The sequence below is a fragment of the Streptomyces sp. NPDC058665 genome, from assembly GCF_042714995.1.
Classification (GTDB): domain Bacteria; phylum Actinomycetota; class Actinomycetes; order Streptomycetales; family Streptomycetaceae; genus Streptomyces.
This window is the reverse complement of record NZ_JBHXRX010000088.1, coordinates 12,180-27,902: the sequence shown is the minus strand read 5'-3', so window position 1 is coordinate 27,902 and position 15,723 is coordinate 12,180. Positions and strand designations below refer to the sequence as shown.

Annotated in this window: 14 protein-coding genes; 13 read left to right on the top strand and 1 reads right to left on the bottom strand. The window is 70.4% G+C overall.

The window, feature by feature from the left end; translation table 11 throughout:
- Positions 1 to 264 precede the first annotated feature (264 nt).
- On the bottom strand, positions 265 to 765 hold the full coding sequence (gene bldD, locus ACFWV8_RS35015) for a transcriptional regulator BldD (protein WP_023542978.1): 501 nt from the start codon (positions 763 to 765) through the stop codon (positions 265 to 267).
- 216 nt (positions 766 to 981) lie between these two features.
- Here bldD and pyrR point away from each other — a divergent pair, with 216 nt between their 5' ends.
- From pyrR to metK, 13 genes are all read left to right on the top strand, one after another.
- A complete protein-coding gene (gene pyrR, locus ACFWV8_RS35010) occupies positions 982 to 1,572 on the top strand; it encodes a bifunctional pyr operon transcriptional regulator/uracil phosphoribosyltransferase PyrR (RefSeq protein WP_384213891.1) in 591 nt (196 codons plus the stop codon).
- Positions 1,573 to 1,695: 123 nt separating this feature from the next.
- Positions 1,696 to 2,718, top strand: a complete 1,023-nt coding sequence (locus ACFWV8_RS35005; protein ID WP_329389945.1) for an aspartate carbamoyltransferase catalytic subunit — start codon at positions 1,696 to 1,698, stop codon at positions 2,716 to 2,718.
- 2 nt (positions 2,719 to 2,720) lie between these two features.
- A complete protein-coding gene (locus ACFWV8_RS35000; RefSeq protein ID WP_384213889.1) occupies positions 2,721 to 4,007 on the top strand; it encodes a dihydroorotase in 1,287 nt (428 codons plus the stop codon).
- An 11-nt stretch (positions 4,008 to 4,018) separates the two neighbouring features.
- Entirely contained in the window at positions 4,019 to 4,633 is a 615-nt protein-coding gene (locus ACFWV8_RS34995; RefSeq protein WP_384213893.1) for a hypothetical protein, read from the top strand.
- The gene (gene carA, locus ACFWV8_RS34990; RefSeq protein WP_384213887.1) at positions 4,630 to 5,796 is read left to right on the top strand and encodes a glutamine-hydrolyzing carbamoyl-phosphate synthase small subunit; all 1,167 of its coding nucleotides are present in this window, start codon (positions 4,630 to 4,632) and stop codon (positions 5,794 to 5,796) included. The genes ACFWV8_RS34995 and carA overlap by 4 nt, the downstream gene beginning before the upstream one ends.
- Complete coding sequence (carB, locus tag ACFWV8_RS34985) at positions 5,789 to 9,103, top strand: carbamoyl-phosphate synthase large subunit (protein ID WP_384213884.1); 3,315 nt, start codon at positions 5,789 to 5,791, stop codon at positions 9,101 to 9,103. Before carA ends, carB begins: the two co-directional genes overlap by 8 nt.
- Before the next feature lie 185 nt (positions 9,104 to 9,288).
- On the top strand, positions 9,289 to 10,398 hold the full coding sequence (locus tag ACFWV8_RS34980; RefSeq protein WP_384213882.1) for a quinone-dependent dihydroorotate dehydrogenase: 1,110 nt from the start codon (positions 9,289 to 9,291) through the stop codon (positions 10,396 to 10,398).
- On the top strand, positions 10,395 to 11,297 hold the full coding sequence (pyrF, locus tag ACFWV8_RS34975; protein ID WP_384213880.1) for an orotidine-5'-phosphate decarboxylase: 903 nt from the start codon (positions 10,395 to 10,397) through the stop codon (positions 11,295 to 11,297). Before ACFWV8_RS34980 ends, pyrF begins: the two co-directional genes overlap by 4 nt.
- Before the next feature lie 256 nt (positions 11,298 to 11,553).
- Entirely contained in the window at positions 11,554 to 11,877 is a 324-nt protein-coding gene (locus ACFWV8_RS34970) for an integration host factor (RefSeq protein WP_005319887.1), read from the top strand.
- Positions 11,878 to 11,915: 38 nt separating this feature from the next.
- A complete protein-coding gene (gene gmk, locus ACFWV8_RS34965) occupies positions 11,916 to 12,479 on the top strand; it encodes a guanylate kinase (protein ID WP_329389960.1) in 564 nt (187 codons plus the stop codon).
- An 80-nt stretch (positions 12,480 to 12,559) separates the two neighbouring features.
- Complete coding sequence (rpoZ, locus tag ACFWV8_RS34960; RefSeq protein WP_023542989.1) at positions 12,560 to 12,832, top strand: DNA-directed RNA polymerase subunit omega; 273 nt, start codon at positions 12,560 to 12,562, stop codon at positions 12,830 to 12,832.
- Positions 12,833 to 12,916: 84 nt separating this feature from the next.
- Positions 12,917 to 14,170 (top strand): bifunctional phosphopantothenoylcysteine decarboxylase/phosphopantothenate--cysteine ligase CoaBC, encoded by a 1,254-nt coding sequence (gene coaBC, locus ACFWV8_RS34955; RefSeq protein WP_384213878.1) that lies wholly within the window; start codon positions 12,917 to 12,919, stop codon positions 14,168 to 14,170.
- 259 nt (positions 14,171 to 14,429) lie between these two features.
- Positions 14,430 to 15,638, top strand: coding sequence for a methionine adenosyltransferase (gene metK, locus ACFWV8_RS34950; RefSeq protein ID WP_329389964.1), 1,209 nt, complete (start codon positions 14,430 to 14,432; stop codon positions 15,636 to 15,638).
- Positions 15,639 to 15,723: the final 85 nt, after the last annotated feature.

Sequence of the window (15,723 nt, the reverse complement as noted above, 5' to 3'; positions counted from 1 at the left end):
TGAGTGCGTTACGGGGGGCGGCTCCGGCGCGCGTGGTGGTCGTCGAACGGGCGGCCGGGTCTCGATCTTCAGTCGTTGGGCCATCCGGGTGAGGCGCGCCCCGTGCGCACCGGTGTGCTCCGCTCGTATCCGCGTTCGACCCGCCCGCGCGCGAGGGTGACATCTCTCTCGCTCCGTGACCGGGCCGCACGCGCCGGAAGGGCGGCCCGCCGCTCGCGGTCCGCCCCTCCGGGTGTGACGTTTCTGCTGTTCTGTACCGCGGTGTCAGCCCTCGTCGTGGGCCACGGCGCGGCGCGCGTCCGCGTCCAGCACACCCCAGCTGATCAGCTGCTCGGTGAGGACCGAGGGCGACTGGTCGTAGATGACCGCGAGGGTGCGCAGGTCGTCCTGGCGGATCGACAGCACCTTGCCGTTGTAGTCACCGCGCTGGCTCTGGATGGTCGCCGCGTAACGCTGGAGCGGGCCGGCCTTCTCCTGCGGGACATGGGCGAGACGCTCCAGGTCAAGAACGAGCTTCGGCGGCGGCTCGGCGGCACCGCCCGGCGTGGTGCCCGGCAGGAGCTCCTGCACCGGCACACCGTAGAAGTCGGCCAGCTCGGCGAGGCGCTGCACGGTCACGGCGCGGTCGCCGCGCTCGTACGACCCCACCACCACGGCCTTCCAACGGCCCTGGGACTTCTCCTCCACGCCGTGGAGGGAGAGGCCCTGCTGGGTGCGGATGGCGCGGAGCTTGGCCCCGAGCTGCTTTGCGTATTCGCTGGACATAAGGCTCCCCGGACGCTGGGACAATCTGCGGCTCCGCCGCGTGGCTGGTAACTCACTGTGAGGTTACGCAGCGTGACTTGGATGCGTCAAGCCGAATGCCGCGGACCCGCCCCGCGACAAGTCCGGAAAAGGCCGCCGGACCTGGTAGTGTCGACGGCGCAAATCCGACGTCCTTTAACGTCCGTCCCGTGAGGCGGAGAAGGAGGTCCGTTTCTTATGGACACGCACAGCTCTGATGCCGCCCGCCCCGTGCTTGAGGCGCCCGACATCGCACGGGCACTGACCCGTATCGCCCACGAGATCGTCGAACGCGCCAAGGGCGCCGACGACGTGGTTCTGCTCGGCATCCCGACCCGCGGCGTCTTCCTGGCCCGGCGGCTCGGCGAGAAGCTCGAAGAGATCACCGGCGGCAAGATCCCGGTCGGCTCCCTCGACATCACGATGTACCGCGACGACCTGCGCATGCGGCCCGCCCGCGCGCTGGCCCGCACCGACATCCCGGCCGACGGCGTCGACGGACGCCTCGTCGTCCTCGTGGACGACGTGCTCTTCTCCGGCCGCACCATCCGCGCCGCCCTCGACGCGCTCGGCGACATCGGCCGGCCGCGCGCCGTCCAGCTCGCCATTCTCGTCGACCGCGGCCACCGCGAACTGCCCATCCGCGCGGACTACGTGGGCAAGAACCTCCCCACCTCGCTGCGCGAGACGGTCAAGGTGCAGCTCGCCGAGGAGGACGGCCGCGACACGGTGCTGCTCGGCCTGAAGAAGCCCGACCCGGCCGAGCCCGCCCCGGCCGGCGAGCAGTAGCGCGGTCCTCCCGTACGCCGCGGGCCGGCACACGGCCGCGGCGTCGGCGCGCCCCGATGCCGCCGTGCCCGCCCGGGAGCACCCCGGACCCCGGAACCACCTCCACACAACGGAGCACCACCGATGTTGCGCCTCACAGGGGCAAGCCCCCGTACCCCCGGCCATCTGATCTCCGCCGCCGACCTCACCCGCGACGACGCCGTGCTGATCCTCGACACAGCCGAGGAGATGGCCCGGGTCGCCGACCGGCCCATCAAGAAGCTGCCGACGCTGCGCGGCCGTACCGTCGTCAACCTCTTCTTCGAGGACTCGACCCGCACCCGGATCTCCTTCGAGGCCGCCGCCAAACGCCTCTCCGCCGATGTCATCAACTTCTCGGCCAAGGGCTCGTCGGTCTCCAAAGGAGAGTCGCTCAAGGACACCGCGCTGACGCTGGAGGCGATGGGCGCCGACGCCGTCGTCATCCGCCACGGCTCATCGGGCGCCCCGTACCGCCTCGCCAACTCCGGCTGGATCGACGGCGCCGTCATCAACGCCGGTGACGGCACACACGAACACCCCACCCAGGCGCTGCTCGACGCCTTCACGATGCGCCGCAGGCTCGTCGGCGCCGACGCGGGCATCGGCAGGGACCTCGAAGGGTGCCGGATCACGATCGTCGGCGACATCCTGCACAGCCGCGTCGCCCGCTCCAACGTCCTGCTGCTGCACACGCTCGGCGCCGAGGTCACACTCGTCGCCCCGCCGACCCTGCTGCCGATCGGCGTCGAGCGCTGGCCCTGCGAGGTGTCGTACGACCTCGACCAGGTGCTGCCCAAGTCCGACGCCGTGATGATGCTCCGGGTCCAGCGCGAGCGGATGAACGCCGCCTTCTTCCCGACCGAGCGCGAGTACTCACGGCGCTACGGGCTCGACGGCGAGCGGATGGCCCGGATGCCCGACAACTCGATCGTCATGCACCCCGGCCCGATGAACCGCGGTATGGAGATCACCGCCGAGGTCGCCGACTCCGACCGCTGCACGGCCGTCGAACAGGTCGCCAACGGCGTCTCGACGCGGATGGCCGTCCTGTATCTGCTGCTGGGCGGCAACGAACCCGCCGTCACCCATTCCCGCGCGTCGTCCGCCACCGAGGAGAGCAAGTAACCATGAGCAAGACCCTGATCCGTGGCGCCAAGGTGCTCGGCGGCGAACCGCGCGACGTCCTCATCGACGGCACGGTCATCGAGCGGGTGGGCATCGGCATCGAGGCGGATGACGCCACCGTCGTGGCGGCCGAGGGACAGATCCTGCTGCCCGGCCTGGTCGACCTGCACACGCATCTGCGCGAGCCCGGCCGCGAGGACTCCGAGACCGTCCTCACCGGCACCAGGGCGGCGGCGGTCGGCGGCTTCACCGCCGTACACGCGATGGCCAACACCTTCCCCGTCGCCGACACCGCCGGCGTCGTCGAGCAGGTTTGGCGGCTCGGCCGGGAGTCCGGCTACTGCGACGTCCAGCCCGTCGGCGCCGTCACCGTCGGCCTGGAGGGCAAGCAGCTCGCCGAACTCGGCGCCATGCACGACTCGGCCGCCGGGGTGCGGGTCTTCTCCGACGACGGCAAGTGCGTGGACGACGCGGTGATCATGCGCCGGGCCCTGGAGTACGTGAAGGCCTTCGACGGAGTCATCGCCCAGCACGCCCAGGAGCCCCGGCTCACCGAGGGCGCCCAGATGAACGAGGGCATCGTCTCGGCGGAGCTCGGCCTCGGCGGCTGGCCCGCCGTCGCCGAGGAGTCGATCATCGCCCGGGACGTCCTGCTGGCCGCCCATGTCGGCTCCCGCGTCCACATCTGCCATCTCTCCACGGCCGGTTCGGTCGAGATCATCCGGTGGGCCAAGTCGAAGGGCTGGAACGTCACCGCCGAGGTCACCCCGCACCATCTGCTGCTGACGGACGAGCTCGTACGGAGCTACAACCCGCTCTACAAGGTGAACCCGCCGCTGCGCACCGAGGCCGACGTCCTGGCGCTGCGCGAGGCCCTCGCTGACGGCACGATCGACTGCGTCGCCACCGACCACGCCCCGCACCCCCACGAGGACAAGGACTGCGAGTGGGCGGCGGCGGCCATGGGCATGGTCGGCCTGGAGACCGCGCTCTCCGTCGTCCAGGAGACGATGGTCGACACCGGCCTCATCGACTGGGCGGGCGTCGCCGACCGGATGTCCGTGCGGCCCGCGCAGATCGGCCGTCTCGCCGGTCACGGCCGTCCCGTCTCGGCAGGTGAGCCCGCCAACCTCACGCTCATCGATCCCGCTTACCGTGGAGTGGTGGACCCCGCGGGCTTCGCCTCCCGCAGCCGTAACACCCCCTACCAGGGCCGCGAGCTGCCGGGACGTGTCACCCACACCTTCCTGCGGGGCCGTGCCACGGTCGTCGACGGGAATCTGGCGTGAGCGCTGAACTGATCAATCTGGCCGCCGAGCAGAAGTCGGCGGAGGTGACCGACTGGGCCGCCCGCATCGGCTGGGCGGTGGGTCTGCTCCTGTTCATCGCTTTCGTGTACTGGCTGATGCGCCAGGGCTGGAAGTGGCGCGGGAGCCTCCAGTCCGACCTGCCGGAGCTGCCCCAGGCACCGGAGGCCCCCGGAGACGTACGGCTGCGGCTCAGCGGCCGGTACCACGGCTCCACGACCGCCGGTCAGTGGCTGGACCGGATCGTCGCCCACGGCCTCGGCGTCCGCAGCCGGGTGGAGCTGACGCTCACCGAAGCGGGCGTGGCCGTCGTACGGCCCGGGGCCACCGACTTCTTCGTCCCGGCGGGCCAACTGCGCGCCGCCCGGCTCGACAAGGGCATCGCGGGCAAGGTACTCGCCGAGGGCGGACTGCTGATCCTGACCTGGCAGCACGGCGACCGGCTGCTCGACTCCGGCTTCCGCTCGGACCGCGCGGCGGAGCACACCGCCTGGGTCGAGGCGATCAACCTCATGAACCAGTCCATGACCACGGACGACGCACCGGCCACGGGGGCGTCGGCCACCACGCACGGCGCACCATTCACGACGGAAGGCACCGCACGATGACCCTCTCCACCCGGGGAGCCGACCGCGCTCCCGCCGTACTCGTCCTGGAGGACGGCCGCAGCTTCCGCGGCCGTGCCTACGGGGCCGAGGGGGAGACCTTCGGCGAGGCGGTGTTCTCCACCGGCATGACCGGCTATCAGGAAACCCTCACCGACCCCTCGTACCACCGCCAGGTCGTCGTCATGACCGCCCCGCACATCGGCAACACCGGCGTCAACGACGAGGACGACGAGTCGGCCCGGATCTGGGTCGCCGGCTATGTCGTGCGCGACCCCGCCCGTATCCCGTCCAACTGGCGCTCCCGGCGCCCCCTGGACGAGGAACTGGTACGGCAGGGCATCGTCGGCATCAGCGGCGTCGACACCCGCGCGCTCACCCGCCATCTGCGCGAGCGCGGCGCGATGCGCGTCGGCATCTTCTCCGGCGACGCCCTCGTCGGCGGCGCACCGGCGGACGACGCGGCGCTGACCGCGCGGGTCCGGCAGGCGCCCGGCATGAAGGGCGCGAACCTCTCCGCCGAGGTCGCCGCCACCGAGACGTACGTCGTCCCGGCCGTCGGCACCAAGCGGTTCACCGTCGCCGCCATCGACCTCGGCATCAAGGGCATGACCCCGAGGCGGATGGCCGAGCGCGGCATCGAGGTGCATGTCCTGCCCGCCACCGCCACCGTCGATGACGTGTACGCGGTCGAGCCGGACGGCGTGTTCCTCTCCAACGGCCCCGGCGACCCCGCCACCGCCGACCTCACGGTGGTCAAGGGGGTGCTGGAGCGCGGCACCCCGCTCTTCGGTATCTGCTTCGGCAACCAACTCCTCGGCCGTGCGCTGGGGTTCGGCACATACAAGCTCAAGTACGGCCACCGCGGCATCAACCAGCCGGTGCAGGATCGTTCCACCGGCAAGGTCGAAGTCACCGCGCACAACCACGGGTTCGCCGTCGACGCCCCGCTCGACCGGATCTCCGACACCCCCTACGGCCGCGCCGAGGTCTCCCACGTCTGTCTCAACGACAACGTGGTCGAGGGGCTCAGGCTGCTCGACCGGCCGGTCTTCAGCGTCCAGTACCACCCCGAGGCGGCCGCCGGCCCGCACGACGCCGCGTACCTCTTCGACCGCTTCACGTCTTCGATGGAAACAATCCCGATGGAGGGCCCGCGTGCCTAAGCGCTCCGATATCCGGTCCGTCCTGGTCATCGGCTCGGGTCCGATCGTCATCGGTCAGGCGGCCGAGTTCGACTACTCGGGCACCCAGGCCTGCCGCGTCCTCAAGGCCGAGGGCCTGCGCGTCATCCTCGTCAACTCCAACCCGGCCACGATCATGACCGACCCGGAGATCGCCGACGCCACGTACGTCGAGCCGATCACCCCCGAGTTCGTCGAGAAGATCATCGCCAAGGAGCGGCCCGACGCGCTGCTGCCCACGCTCGGCGGCCAGACCGCGCTCAACACCGCGATCTCCATGCACGACAACGGCGTCCTGGAGAAGTACGGCGTCGAGCTCATCGGCGCCAACGTCGAAGCCATCAACAAGGGCGAGGACCGCGACCTCTTCAAGGGCGTCGTGGAAGCCGTCAACGCCAAGATCGGACACGGCGAGTCCGCCCGCTCCGTCATCTGCCACACGATGGACGACATCCTGGCCGGCGTCGGCGAACTGGGCGGCTACCCCGTCGTCGTACGCCCCTCCTTCACCATGGGCGGCGCCGGCTCCGGCTTCGCCCACGACGAGGACGAGCTGCGCCGGATCGCCGGACAGGGCCTGATGCTCTCGCCGACCACCGAGGTGCTCCTGGAGGAGTCCATCCTCGGCTGGAAGGAGTACGAACTGGAGCTGATGCGCGACAAGCACGACAACGTCGTGGTCGTCTGCTCCATCGAGAACTTCGACCCGATGGGCGTCCACACCGGCGACTCGATCACCGTCGCGCCCGCCATGACCCTCACCGACCGCGAGTACCAGCGGCTGCGCGACATCGGCATCGCGATCATCCGCGAGGTCGGCGTCGACACCGGCGGCTGCAACATCCAGTTCGCCGTCGACCCGGTGGACGGCCGGATCATCGTCATCGAGATGAACCCGCGCGTCTCGCGCTCCTCCGCGCTCGCCTCCAAGGCCACCGGTTTCCCGATCGCCAAGATCGCCGCGCGTCTCGCCGTCGGCTACACGCTGGACGAGATCCCCAACGACATCACCGAGAAGACCCCGGCGTCCTTCGAACCGACCCTCGACTACGTCGTGGTGAAGGTCCCGCGGTTCGCCTTCGAGAAGTTCCCCGCCGCCGACGCCACCCTCACCACCACCATGAAGTCGGTGGGCGAGGCCATGGCGATCGGCCGCAACTTCACCGAGGCGCTCCAGAAGGCGCTGCGCTCCCTGGAGAAGAAGGGCAGCCAGTTCGACTTCACCGGCGACGACCTCGGTACGAAGGCCGAGCTGCTGGAGCTGGCCAAGGTCCCCACCGACGGCCGGATCAACACCGTCATGCGGGCGATCCGGGCCGGGGCGAGCCAGGAGGAGGTCTTCGAAGCGACGAAGATCGACCCGTGGTTCGTCGACCAGCTCTTCCTGATCAAGGAGTACGCGGACGAGCTCGCCGCCGCCGACAGGCTCGGCCCCGAACTCCTCGCCGAGGCCAAGCGGCACGGCTTCTCCGACGCCCAGATCGCCGGGATCCGGGGGCTGCGCGAGGACGTCGTACGCGAGGTGCGGCACGCGCTCGGCGTGCGCCCCGTCTACAAGACGGTCGACACGTGCGCCGCCGAATTCGCCGCCAGGACCCCGTACTTCTACTCCTCGTACGACGAGGAGAGCGAGGTCGCGCCGCGCGAGAAGCCCGCCGTGATCATCCTCGGCTCCGGCCCCAACCGCATCGGCCAGGGCATCGAGTTCGACTACTCCTGCGTGCACGCCTCCTTCGCGCTCACCGCCGCCGGGTACGAGACCGTGATGGTCAATTGCAACCCGGAGACCGTCTCCACCGACTACGACACCTCGGACCGGCTCTACTTCGAGCCGCTCACCCTGGAGGACGTCCTGGAGATCGTCCACGCGGAGACCCTGGCCGGGCCCGTCGCGGGCGTCATCGTCCAGCTCGGCGGCCAGACACCGCTCGGCCTCGCCCAGGCGCTCAAGGACAACGGCGTCCCCGTCGTCGGCACGCCCCCGGAGGCCATCCATGCCGCCGAGGACCGCGGCGCCTTCGGCCGGGTCCTCGCCGAGGCCGGGCTGCCCGCGCCCAAGCACGGCACGGCCACGACCTTCGACGAGGCCAAGGCCATCGCCGACGAGATCGGCTACCCCGTACTGGTCCGCCCCTCGTACGTGCTCGGCGGACGCGGCATGGAGATCGTGTACGACGAGACCCGCCTCTCCTCGTACATCGCCGAGTCCACCGAGATCAGCCCCACCCGCCCCGTCCTGGTGGACCGGTTCCTGGACGACGCGATCGAGATCGACGTCGACGCGCTCTACGACGGGACGGAGCTGTATCTGGGCGGCGTCATGGAGCACATCGAGGAAGCCGGCATCCACTCCGGCGACTCGGCGTGCGCCCTGCCCCCGATCACCCTCGGCGGCTTCGACATCAAGCGGCTGCGCGCCTCCACCGAGGCCATCGCGCGCGGAGTCGGCGTCCGGGGCCTGATCAACATCCAGTTCGCGCTGGCCGGGGACATCCTCTACGTCCTGGAGGCCAACCCGCGCGCCTCGCGCACCGTGCCCTTCACCTCCAAGGCCACGGCCGTGCCCCTGGCCAAGGCCGCCGCCCGGATCTCGCTCGGCGCCACGATCGCCGACCTCCGTACGGAGGGCCTGCTGCCGGCGGGCGGCGACGGCGGCACCCTGCCCATGGACGCGCCGATCTCCGTCAAGGAGGCGGTCATGCCGTGGTCGCGCTTCCGCGACATCCACGGACGCGGCGTCGACACGGTGCTCGGCCCGGAGATGCGCTCCACCGGCGAGGTCATGGGCATCGACTCCGTCTTCGGCACGGCGTACGCCAAGTCGCAGGCAGGGGCGTACGGTCCGCTTCCCACGAAGGGCCGCGCCTTCATCTCCGTCGCCAACCGCGACAAGCGCTCGATGATCTTCCCGGCACGTGAACTGGTCGCGCACGGCTTCGAACTGCTCGCCACCTCCGGCACCGCCGAGGTCCTGCGGCGCAACGGCATCAACGCGACGATCGTGCGCAAGCAGTTCGAGGGCGCAGGACCGAACGGCGAGAAGACCATCGTCCAGCTCATCCACGACGGCGAGGTCGACCTCATCGTCAACACCCCCTACGGCACCGGCGGCCGGCTGGACGGCTACGAGATCCGTACGGCGGCCGTGGCGCGCGGCGTCCCCTGCCTGACGACGGTGCAGGCGCTCGCGGCCGCCGTCCAGGGCATCGACGCGCTCAACCACGGCGACGTGGGCGTCCGTTCACTCCAGGAACACGCCCGCCACCTCATCGCCGCCCGCGAAGAGTAGGTCCTGTCCGACGCGGTTCCCCCCCCAAGGCGAGGAGCGTGCTCCTGCGTCGTCGGGGTCATTCGAGTGTGTCCGGTACGAGAATGATCCTCCGTCACGCGAGAGCACGCACCGGCGCCCCCGCGCCCCGCCCCGCCGGCGGACGGCGCCATTCGTCAGACACGACCCAGAGGAGCCCGCCCCTCATGTACCGACTCTTCTTCCGGCTCTTCTTCCGGCGGATGGACCCGGAGCAGGCCCACCAGCTGGCCTTCCGCTGGATCCGGTTCGTCGTCGGCGTCCCCGTCCTGCGTACGTTCGTCGCCGCCGCGCTCGCCCCTCGTTACAAGGAGCTGCGCACCGAGGCCTTCGGGCTGCGGATGCACGGTCCCTTCGGTCTCGCCGCCGGCTTCGACAAGAACGCCGTGGCCATCGACGCCATGAGCATGCTCGGATTCGACCATGTCGAGATCGGCACGGTCACCGGCCGGCCGCAGCGGGGCAACCCCCCGCAGCGGCTGTTCCGGCTGCCCGCCGACCGGGCGCTGATCAACCGCATGGGCTTCAACAACGACGGATCGGCGACCATCGCCCTGCGCCTCGCCACCCGCCGGGAGATCTTCCGTACGACGGTCGGCGTCAACATCGGCAAGACCAAGGCGATCCCGGACGAGAGCGCGATCGGCGACTACGTGACGTCGACCGAGCGCCTGGCCGCCCACGCCGACTACCTCGTTGTCAACGTCTCGTCCCCCAACACCCCGGGCCTGCGCGACCTCCAGGCCGTCGACCAGCTCCGTCCGCTCCTGACGGCCGTACGCGAGGCCGCCGACCGCGTGGCCACCGAGCGGCGCGTCCCGCTGCTGGTCAAGATCGCCCCCGACCTCGCCGACGAGGACATCGACGCCGTCGCCGACCTGGCCGTCGAGCTGGGCCTGGACGGCATCATCGCCACGAACACCACCATCGCCCGGCAGGGTCTCGGCCTGAAGACGGCCCCGTCCCTGCTCGCCGAGGCCGGCGGACTGTCCGGAGCGCCCCTGAAGGAGCGCTCGCTGGAGGTCCTGCGCCGGCTGTACGGCCGGGTGGGGGACAGGATCACCCTGGTCGGCGTGGGCGGCATCGAGGACGCCGAGGACGCCTGGCAGCGGATCCTGGCGGGCGCGACGCTCGTCCAGGGCTACAGCGCCTTCATCTACCAGGGCCCGTTCTGGAGCCGGGGCATCCACAAGGGGCTCGCCGCCCGGCTGGCCACCAGCGAGTACGCCACCCTCGCCGACGCCGTCGGCGCCGACACCAGGAAGGTGCGCGCATGAACGCATCCGCTTCCGCTTCCGCATCAGAGGCCGGGGCAGGGGCCGAGCCCTTCGGCGCCCGCCTGCGCCGGGCCATGGACACCCGGGGGCCGCTCTGCGTGGGCATCGACCCGCACAGCTCGCTGCTGCACGCCTGGGGCCTGAGCGACGACGTCGCGGGTCTGACGGCCTTCACACGGACGGTCGTCGAGGCGCTGGCCGACCGCGTCGCCGTCCTGAAGCCGCAGTCCGCGTTCTTCGAGCGGTTCGGCTCGCGCGGCGTCGCCGTCCTGGAGCAGGCGGTCGCCGAGGCCCGCGCCGCCGGCGCGCTCGTCCTGATGGACGCCAAGCGCGGCGACATCGGCTCCACCATGGCCGCCTACGCCGCCACGTACCTCGACAAGGACAGCCCGCTCTTCTCCGACGCCGTCACGCTCTCGCCGTACCTCGGCTTCGGTTCGCTCAGGCCCGCCCTGGACGCGGCGCGGATCAGCGGCTCCGGTCTCTTCGTGCTCGCCCTCACCTCCAACCCGGAGGGCGCCGAGGTCCAGCGGGCCGTCACCGCCGGCGGCCCCTCGGTCGCCCAGGTGATGCTCGACCACCTCGCGGCGGAGAACGCCGGGGCGACACCCCTCGGTTCGGTCGGCGCCGTCGTCGGGGCGACCCTCGGCGAGGCCGGCGTGAATCTCGCCGTCAACGGTCCGCTCCTCGCCCCCGGCATCGGCGCGCAGGGCGCGACCCCCGCGGATCTCCCCGGGGTGTTCGGCGCGGCCGTCCGAAATGTGGTGCCGAGTGTGAGCCGTGGGGTACTCCGTGCCGGTCCGGATGTTTACGCCCTGCGTGCGGCGGCGGAGCGGTTCAGCGATGAGGTCCGGACCGCTGTCGAGGGTGCCGCCGGGGGCGCGGAAGGAGCGCGTTGACGCGGCTCCAACGCGGATTCTGCGCCGATCCGTTGTCGATCCAGGAAGAAAAGCAGGTTGTTTTGCCTGAAATGTCCTGGTCGAGCGATGCTGACCAGGACTTTTCGGCTGTTCTCGCTGACGAGAGCTGTCTTCACCGCTAGTCTCCGTCGAGAGCCAACGTGCGGAGGTCTCGCCCGTTGCTCGCCCTGGTGTGGGGCGACCCCGTTCCTCACCGGTCCGTATCCGACAGTTCGACATCCGAGGTGACGTAGGCGTGGCTCTTCCGCCCCTTACCCCTGAACAGCGCGCAGCCGCGCTCGAAAAGGCCGCCGCGGCTCGCCGGGAGCGGGCCGAGGTCAAGAATCGACTCAAGCACTCCGGCGCCTCCCTCCACGAGGTCATCAAGCAGGGTCAGGAGAACGACGTCATCGGCAAGATGAAGGTCTCCGCCCTCCTCGAATCCCTGCCCGGCGTGGGCAAGGTGCGCGCCAAGCAGATCATGGAGCGGCTCGGCATCTCCGAGAGCCGCCGTGTGCGGGGTCTCGGCTCCAACCAGATCGCGTCGCTGGAACGCGAGTTCGGCGGCGGTGCCGCCTGACGTTCCCGGGCACTCCCGGGAACCTGGATAATCGCTGCATGGCACCAGAGGTACGTCCGCGGCTGACCGTGCTCTCCGGCCCCTCGGGGGTCGGCAAGAGCACGGTCGTCGCCCATATGCGCAAGGTCCACCCCGAGGTATGGCTCTCGGTGTCGGCCACCACCAGAAAGCCGCGCCCCGGTGAACGCAACGGGGTCCAGTACTTCTTCGTCGGCGACGAGGAGTTCGACAAGCTGGTCGCCAACGGTGAGCTGCTGGAATGGGCGGAGTTCGCGGGCAACCGCTACGGCACGCCGCGTCGCGCGGTGCTCGAACGCCTGGAGGCGGGCGAGCCCGTGCTCCTGGAGATCGATCTCCAGGGCGCGCGGCAGGTCAAGGACTCGATGCCGGACTCACAGCTGATCTTCCTGGCGCCGCCGAGCTGGGACGAGCTGGTCCGCCGGCTGACCGGCCGGGGCACCGAGTCGCCCGAGGTGATCGAGCGCCGGCTGGTGGCCGCGAAGGTGGAGCTGGCCGCCGAGTCGGAGTTCGACACCAGCCTGGTGAACACCTCCGTCGAGGACGTGGCCCGCGAGCTGCTAGCCTTGATGGCAGTTGCCTGACCTCTGTCTGCTTTCGCGCAGCCGTCGGTAGCACCCGGTATTTCCTGTATCTCCCTGATTTATCTTCGGAAGGCAAGAGAGTGTCCTCTTCCATTTCCACGCCCGAGGGCATCATCAACCCGCCGATCGACGAGCTTCTCGAGGCCACGGACTCGAAGTACAGCCTCGTGATCTACGCGGCCAAGCGCGCGCGTCAGATCAACGCGTACTACTCGCAGCTCGGCGAGGGCCTGCTTGAGTACGTCGGTCCGCTGGTGGACACCCACGTCCACGAGAAGCCGCTCTCGATCGCCCTGCGTGAGATCAACGCGGGTCTGCTGACGTCCGAGGCCATCGACGGCCCGGCGCAGTAGCGGCGACAAGTTCCTTATCCCACAGGCCCGGCAGCGCGACTGCCGGGCCTGTGGTGTGTCATAGGGGAAGACGAATCCAACCGATTGCGGGGAGACACGGTGGACCAGGCGGAGCGGTCGCAGCGGCCGGGCGGCAGGCCGAGGGTCGTCCTCGGGGTGAGCGGCGGGATCGCCGCGTACAAGGCGTGCGAACTGCTGCGCCGGCTCACCGAGTCGGGCCATGACGTACGGGTCGTCCCGACCGCGTCCGCCCTGCACTTCGTCGGCGCGGCCACCTGGTCCGCGCTCTCCGGCCACCCCGTCTCCACGGAGGTCTGGTCGGACGTCCACGAGGTGCCGCACGTACGCATCGGACAGTCCGCGGACCTCGTCGTCGTCGCCCCCGCCACCGCCGACATGCTGGCCAAGGCGGCCCAGGGCCTGGCGGACGACCTGCTGACCAACACGCTCCTCACCGCGCGCTGCCCGGTGGTCTTCGCCCCGGCCATGCACACCGAGATGTGGGAGCACCCCGCCACCCAGGCGAACGTCGCGACCCTGCGCGAGCGCGGAGCCGTCGTCATCGAGCCCGCCGTCGGCCGTCTCACCGGCGTCGACACAGGCAAGGGGCGGCTGCCCGACCCCGACGCGATCTTCGAGGTCTGCCGCCGGGTCCTGGCGCGTGGGGTGACCGTGCCCGATCTGGCCGGCCGGCATGTCGTCGTCTCCGCCGGCGGCACGCGTGAGCCGCTCGACCCCGTGCGCTTCCTCGGCAACCGCTCCTCCGGGAAGCAGGGGTACGCCCTGGCCCGTACGGCGGCGGCCCGCGGCGCCCGCGTCACCCTCATCGAGGCCAACACCGGGCTGCCCGACCCGGCCGGCGTCGACATCGTGCGCGTCGGCACCGCCGTACAACTGCGCGAGGCTGTCCTGAAGGCGGCGGCCGACGCCGACGCCGTGGTCATGGCCGCGGCCGTGGCCGATTTCCGCCCCGCCGAGTACGCCGCAGGCAAGATCAAGAAGAAGGACGGCGCCGAGCCCGCGCCGATCGTGCTGGTCCGCAACCCGGACATCCTCGCCGAGCTCGGCGCGGAGCGGCCCAGGCCGGGGCAGGTGATCGTCGGATTCGCCGCCGAGACGGACGACGTGCTCGCCAACGGCCGCGCGAAGCTGCGCCGCAAGGGCTGCGATCTGCTGGTCGTCAACGAGGTGGGGGAGCGCAAGACCTTCGGCGCCGACGAGAACGAGGCGGTGATCCTGGCCGCGGACGGCGGTGAGACGCCGGTGCCGCACGGTCCCAAGGAGGCGCTCGCCGACACGGTCTGGGACCTGGTCCTACCCTCGCTCGGGTCCGTCTAGGCGAACGGCAAGTTAATTCTTGGTTCCCCCTTTAGGGTGGCCAAAAACCGCTCAAACCAGGGCTTCCAGGTCGGGATGGGGGGCGATCGGCGCATCGCAGGACGGAGTGAGTGCCTCAACGCGACTCCCATAGTCCGAGACGCCTGGACCTTCTGAGCCATCGGCCGGATAAACTGGCCGAGGCACGACGCAGGGGCGCAGCTCCCCGGTCGTTCCGACAAGGATCCAGCCAGCAGCCGCTGCAACCCCAGGGAGCGATGTGTCGCGCCGTCTGTTCACTTCGGAGTCCGTGACCGAAGGTCATCCTGACAAGATCGCTGACCAGATCAGCGACACGATTCTCGACGCGCTCCTGCGCGAGGACCCCACCTCCCGGGTCGCCGTGGAGACACTGATCACCACGGGTCTGGTCCATGTGGCCGGCGAGGTCACCACCAAGGCGTACGCGCCGATCGCCAAGCTCGTGCGCGACAAGGTGCTGGAGATCGGCTACGACTCCTCCAAGAAGGGCTTCGACGGCGCCTCCTGCGGCGTGTCCGTGTCCATCGGCGCGCAGTCCCCGGACATCGCGCAGGGCGTCGACACCGCGTACGAGAAGCGGGTCGGCGGCGAGGAGGACGAGCTCGACAAGCAGGGCGCCGGCGACCAGGGCCTGATGTTCGGATACGCGTGCGACGAGACGCCCGAGCTGATGCCGCTCCCGATCCACCTCGCCCACCGGCTCTCGCGCCGGCTGTCCGAGGTCCGCAAGAACGGGACCATCCCCTACCTGCGTCCCGACGGCAAGACCCAGGTCACCATCGAGTACGAGGGCGACAAGGCCGCCCGCCTCGACACCGTGGTCGTCTCCTCGCAGCACGCGTCGGACATCGACCTGGACTCGCTCCTGGCACCCGACATCCGCGAGTTCGTCGTCGAGCATGTGATCGGGCAGCTCCTCGAAGACGGCATCAAGCTGGAGACCGAGGGCTACCGCCTGCTGGTCAACCCCACGGGCCGCTTCGAGATCGGCGGCCCGATGGGCGACGCCGGGCTCACCGGCCGCAAGATCATCATCGACACCTACGGCGGCATGGCCCGCCACGGCGGCGGCGCCTTCTCCGGCAAGGACCCGTCCAAGGTGGACCGCAGTGCCGCGTACGCGATGCGCTGGGTCGCGAAGAACGTGGTCGCCGCCGGTCTCGCCGCGCGCTGCGAGGTCCAGGTCGCGTACGCGATCGGCAAGGCCGAGCCGGTGGGCCTGTTCGTCGAGACCTTCGGCACGGCCACGGTCGACGTCGAGAAGATCGAGCAGGCCATCGCCACGGTCTTCGACCTGCGCCCGGCCGCGATCATCCGCGACCTCGACCTGCTCCGCCCGATCTACGCCCAGACGGCGGCCTACGGCCACTTCGGCCGCGAGGAGCCCGACTTCACGTGGGAGCGCACGGACCGCGTGGACGCCCTGCGCGCGGCGGTCGGTCTGTAAGGCGTCGCCTTACGTCCAACGGGACGGGCCCCGGCACCACTGGTGCGGGGGCCCGTTGCCGTACACCGGCGGACGTGCCACCGTG

Bases quoted from the DNA above. Each gene is read 5' to 3' on its own strand.
- bldD (WP_023542978.1), bottom strand. From the start codon at position 765: ATGTCCAGCGAATACGCAAAGCAGCTCGGGGCCAAGCTCCGCGCCATC.
- pyrR (WP_384213891.1), top strand. From the start codon at position 982: ATGGACACGCACAGCTCTGATGCCGCCCGCCCCGTGCTTGAGGCGCCC.
- ACFWV8_RS35005 (WP_329389945.1), top strand. From the start codon at position 1,696: ATGTTGCGCCTCACAGGGGCAAGCCCCCGTACCCCCGGCCATCTGATC.
- ACFWV8_RS35000 (WP_384213889.1), top strand. From the start codon at position 2,721: ATGAGCAAGACCCTGATCCGTGGCGCCAAGGTGCTCGGCGGCGAACCG.
- carA (WP_384213887.1), top strand. From the start codon at position 4,630: ATGACCCTCTCCACCCGGGGAGCCGACCGCGCTCCCGCCGTACTCGTC.
- ACFWV8_RS34980 (WP_384213882.1), top strand. From the start codon at position 9,289: ATGTACCGACTCTTCTTCCGGCTCTTCTTCCGGCGGATGGACCCGGAG.
- pyrF (WP_384213880.1), top strand. From the start codon at position 10,395: ATGAACGCATCCGCTTCCGCTTCCGCATCAGAGGCCGGGGCAGGGGCC.
- gmk (WP_329389960.1), top strand. From the start codon at position 11,916: ATGGCACCAGAGGTACGTCCGCGGCTGACCGTGCTCTCCGGCCCCTCG.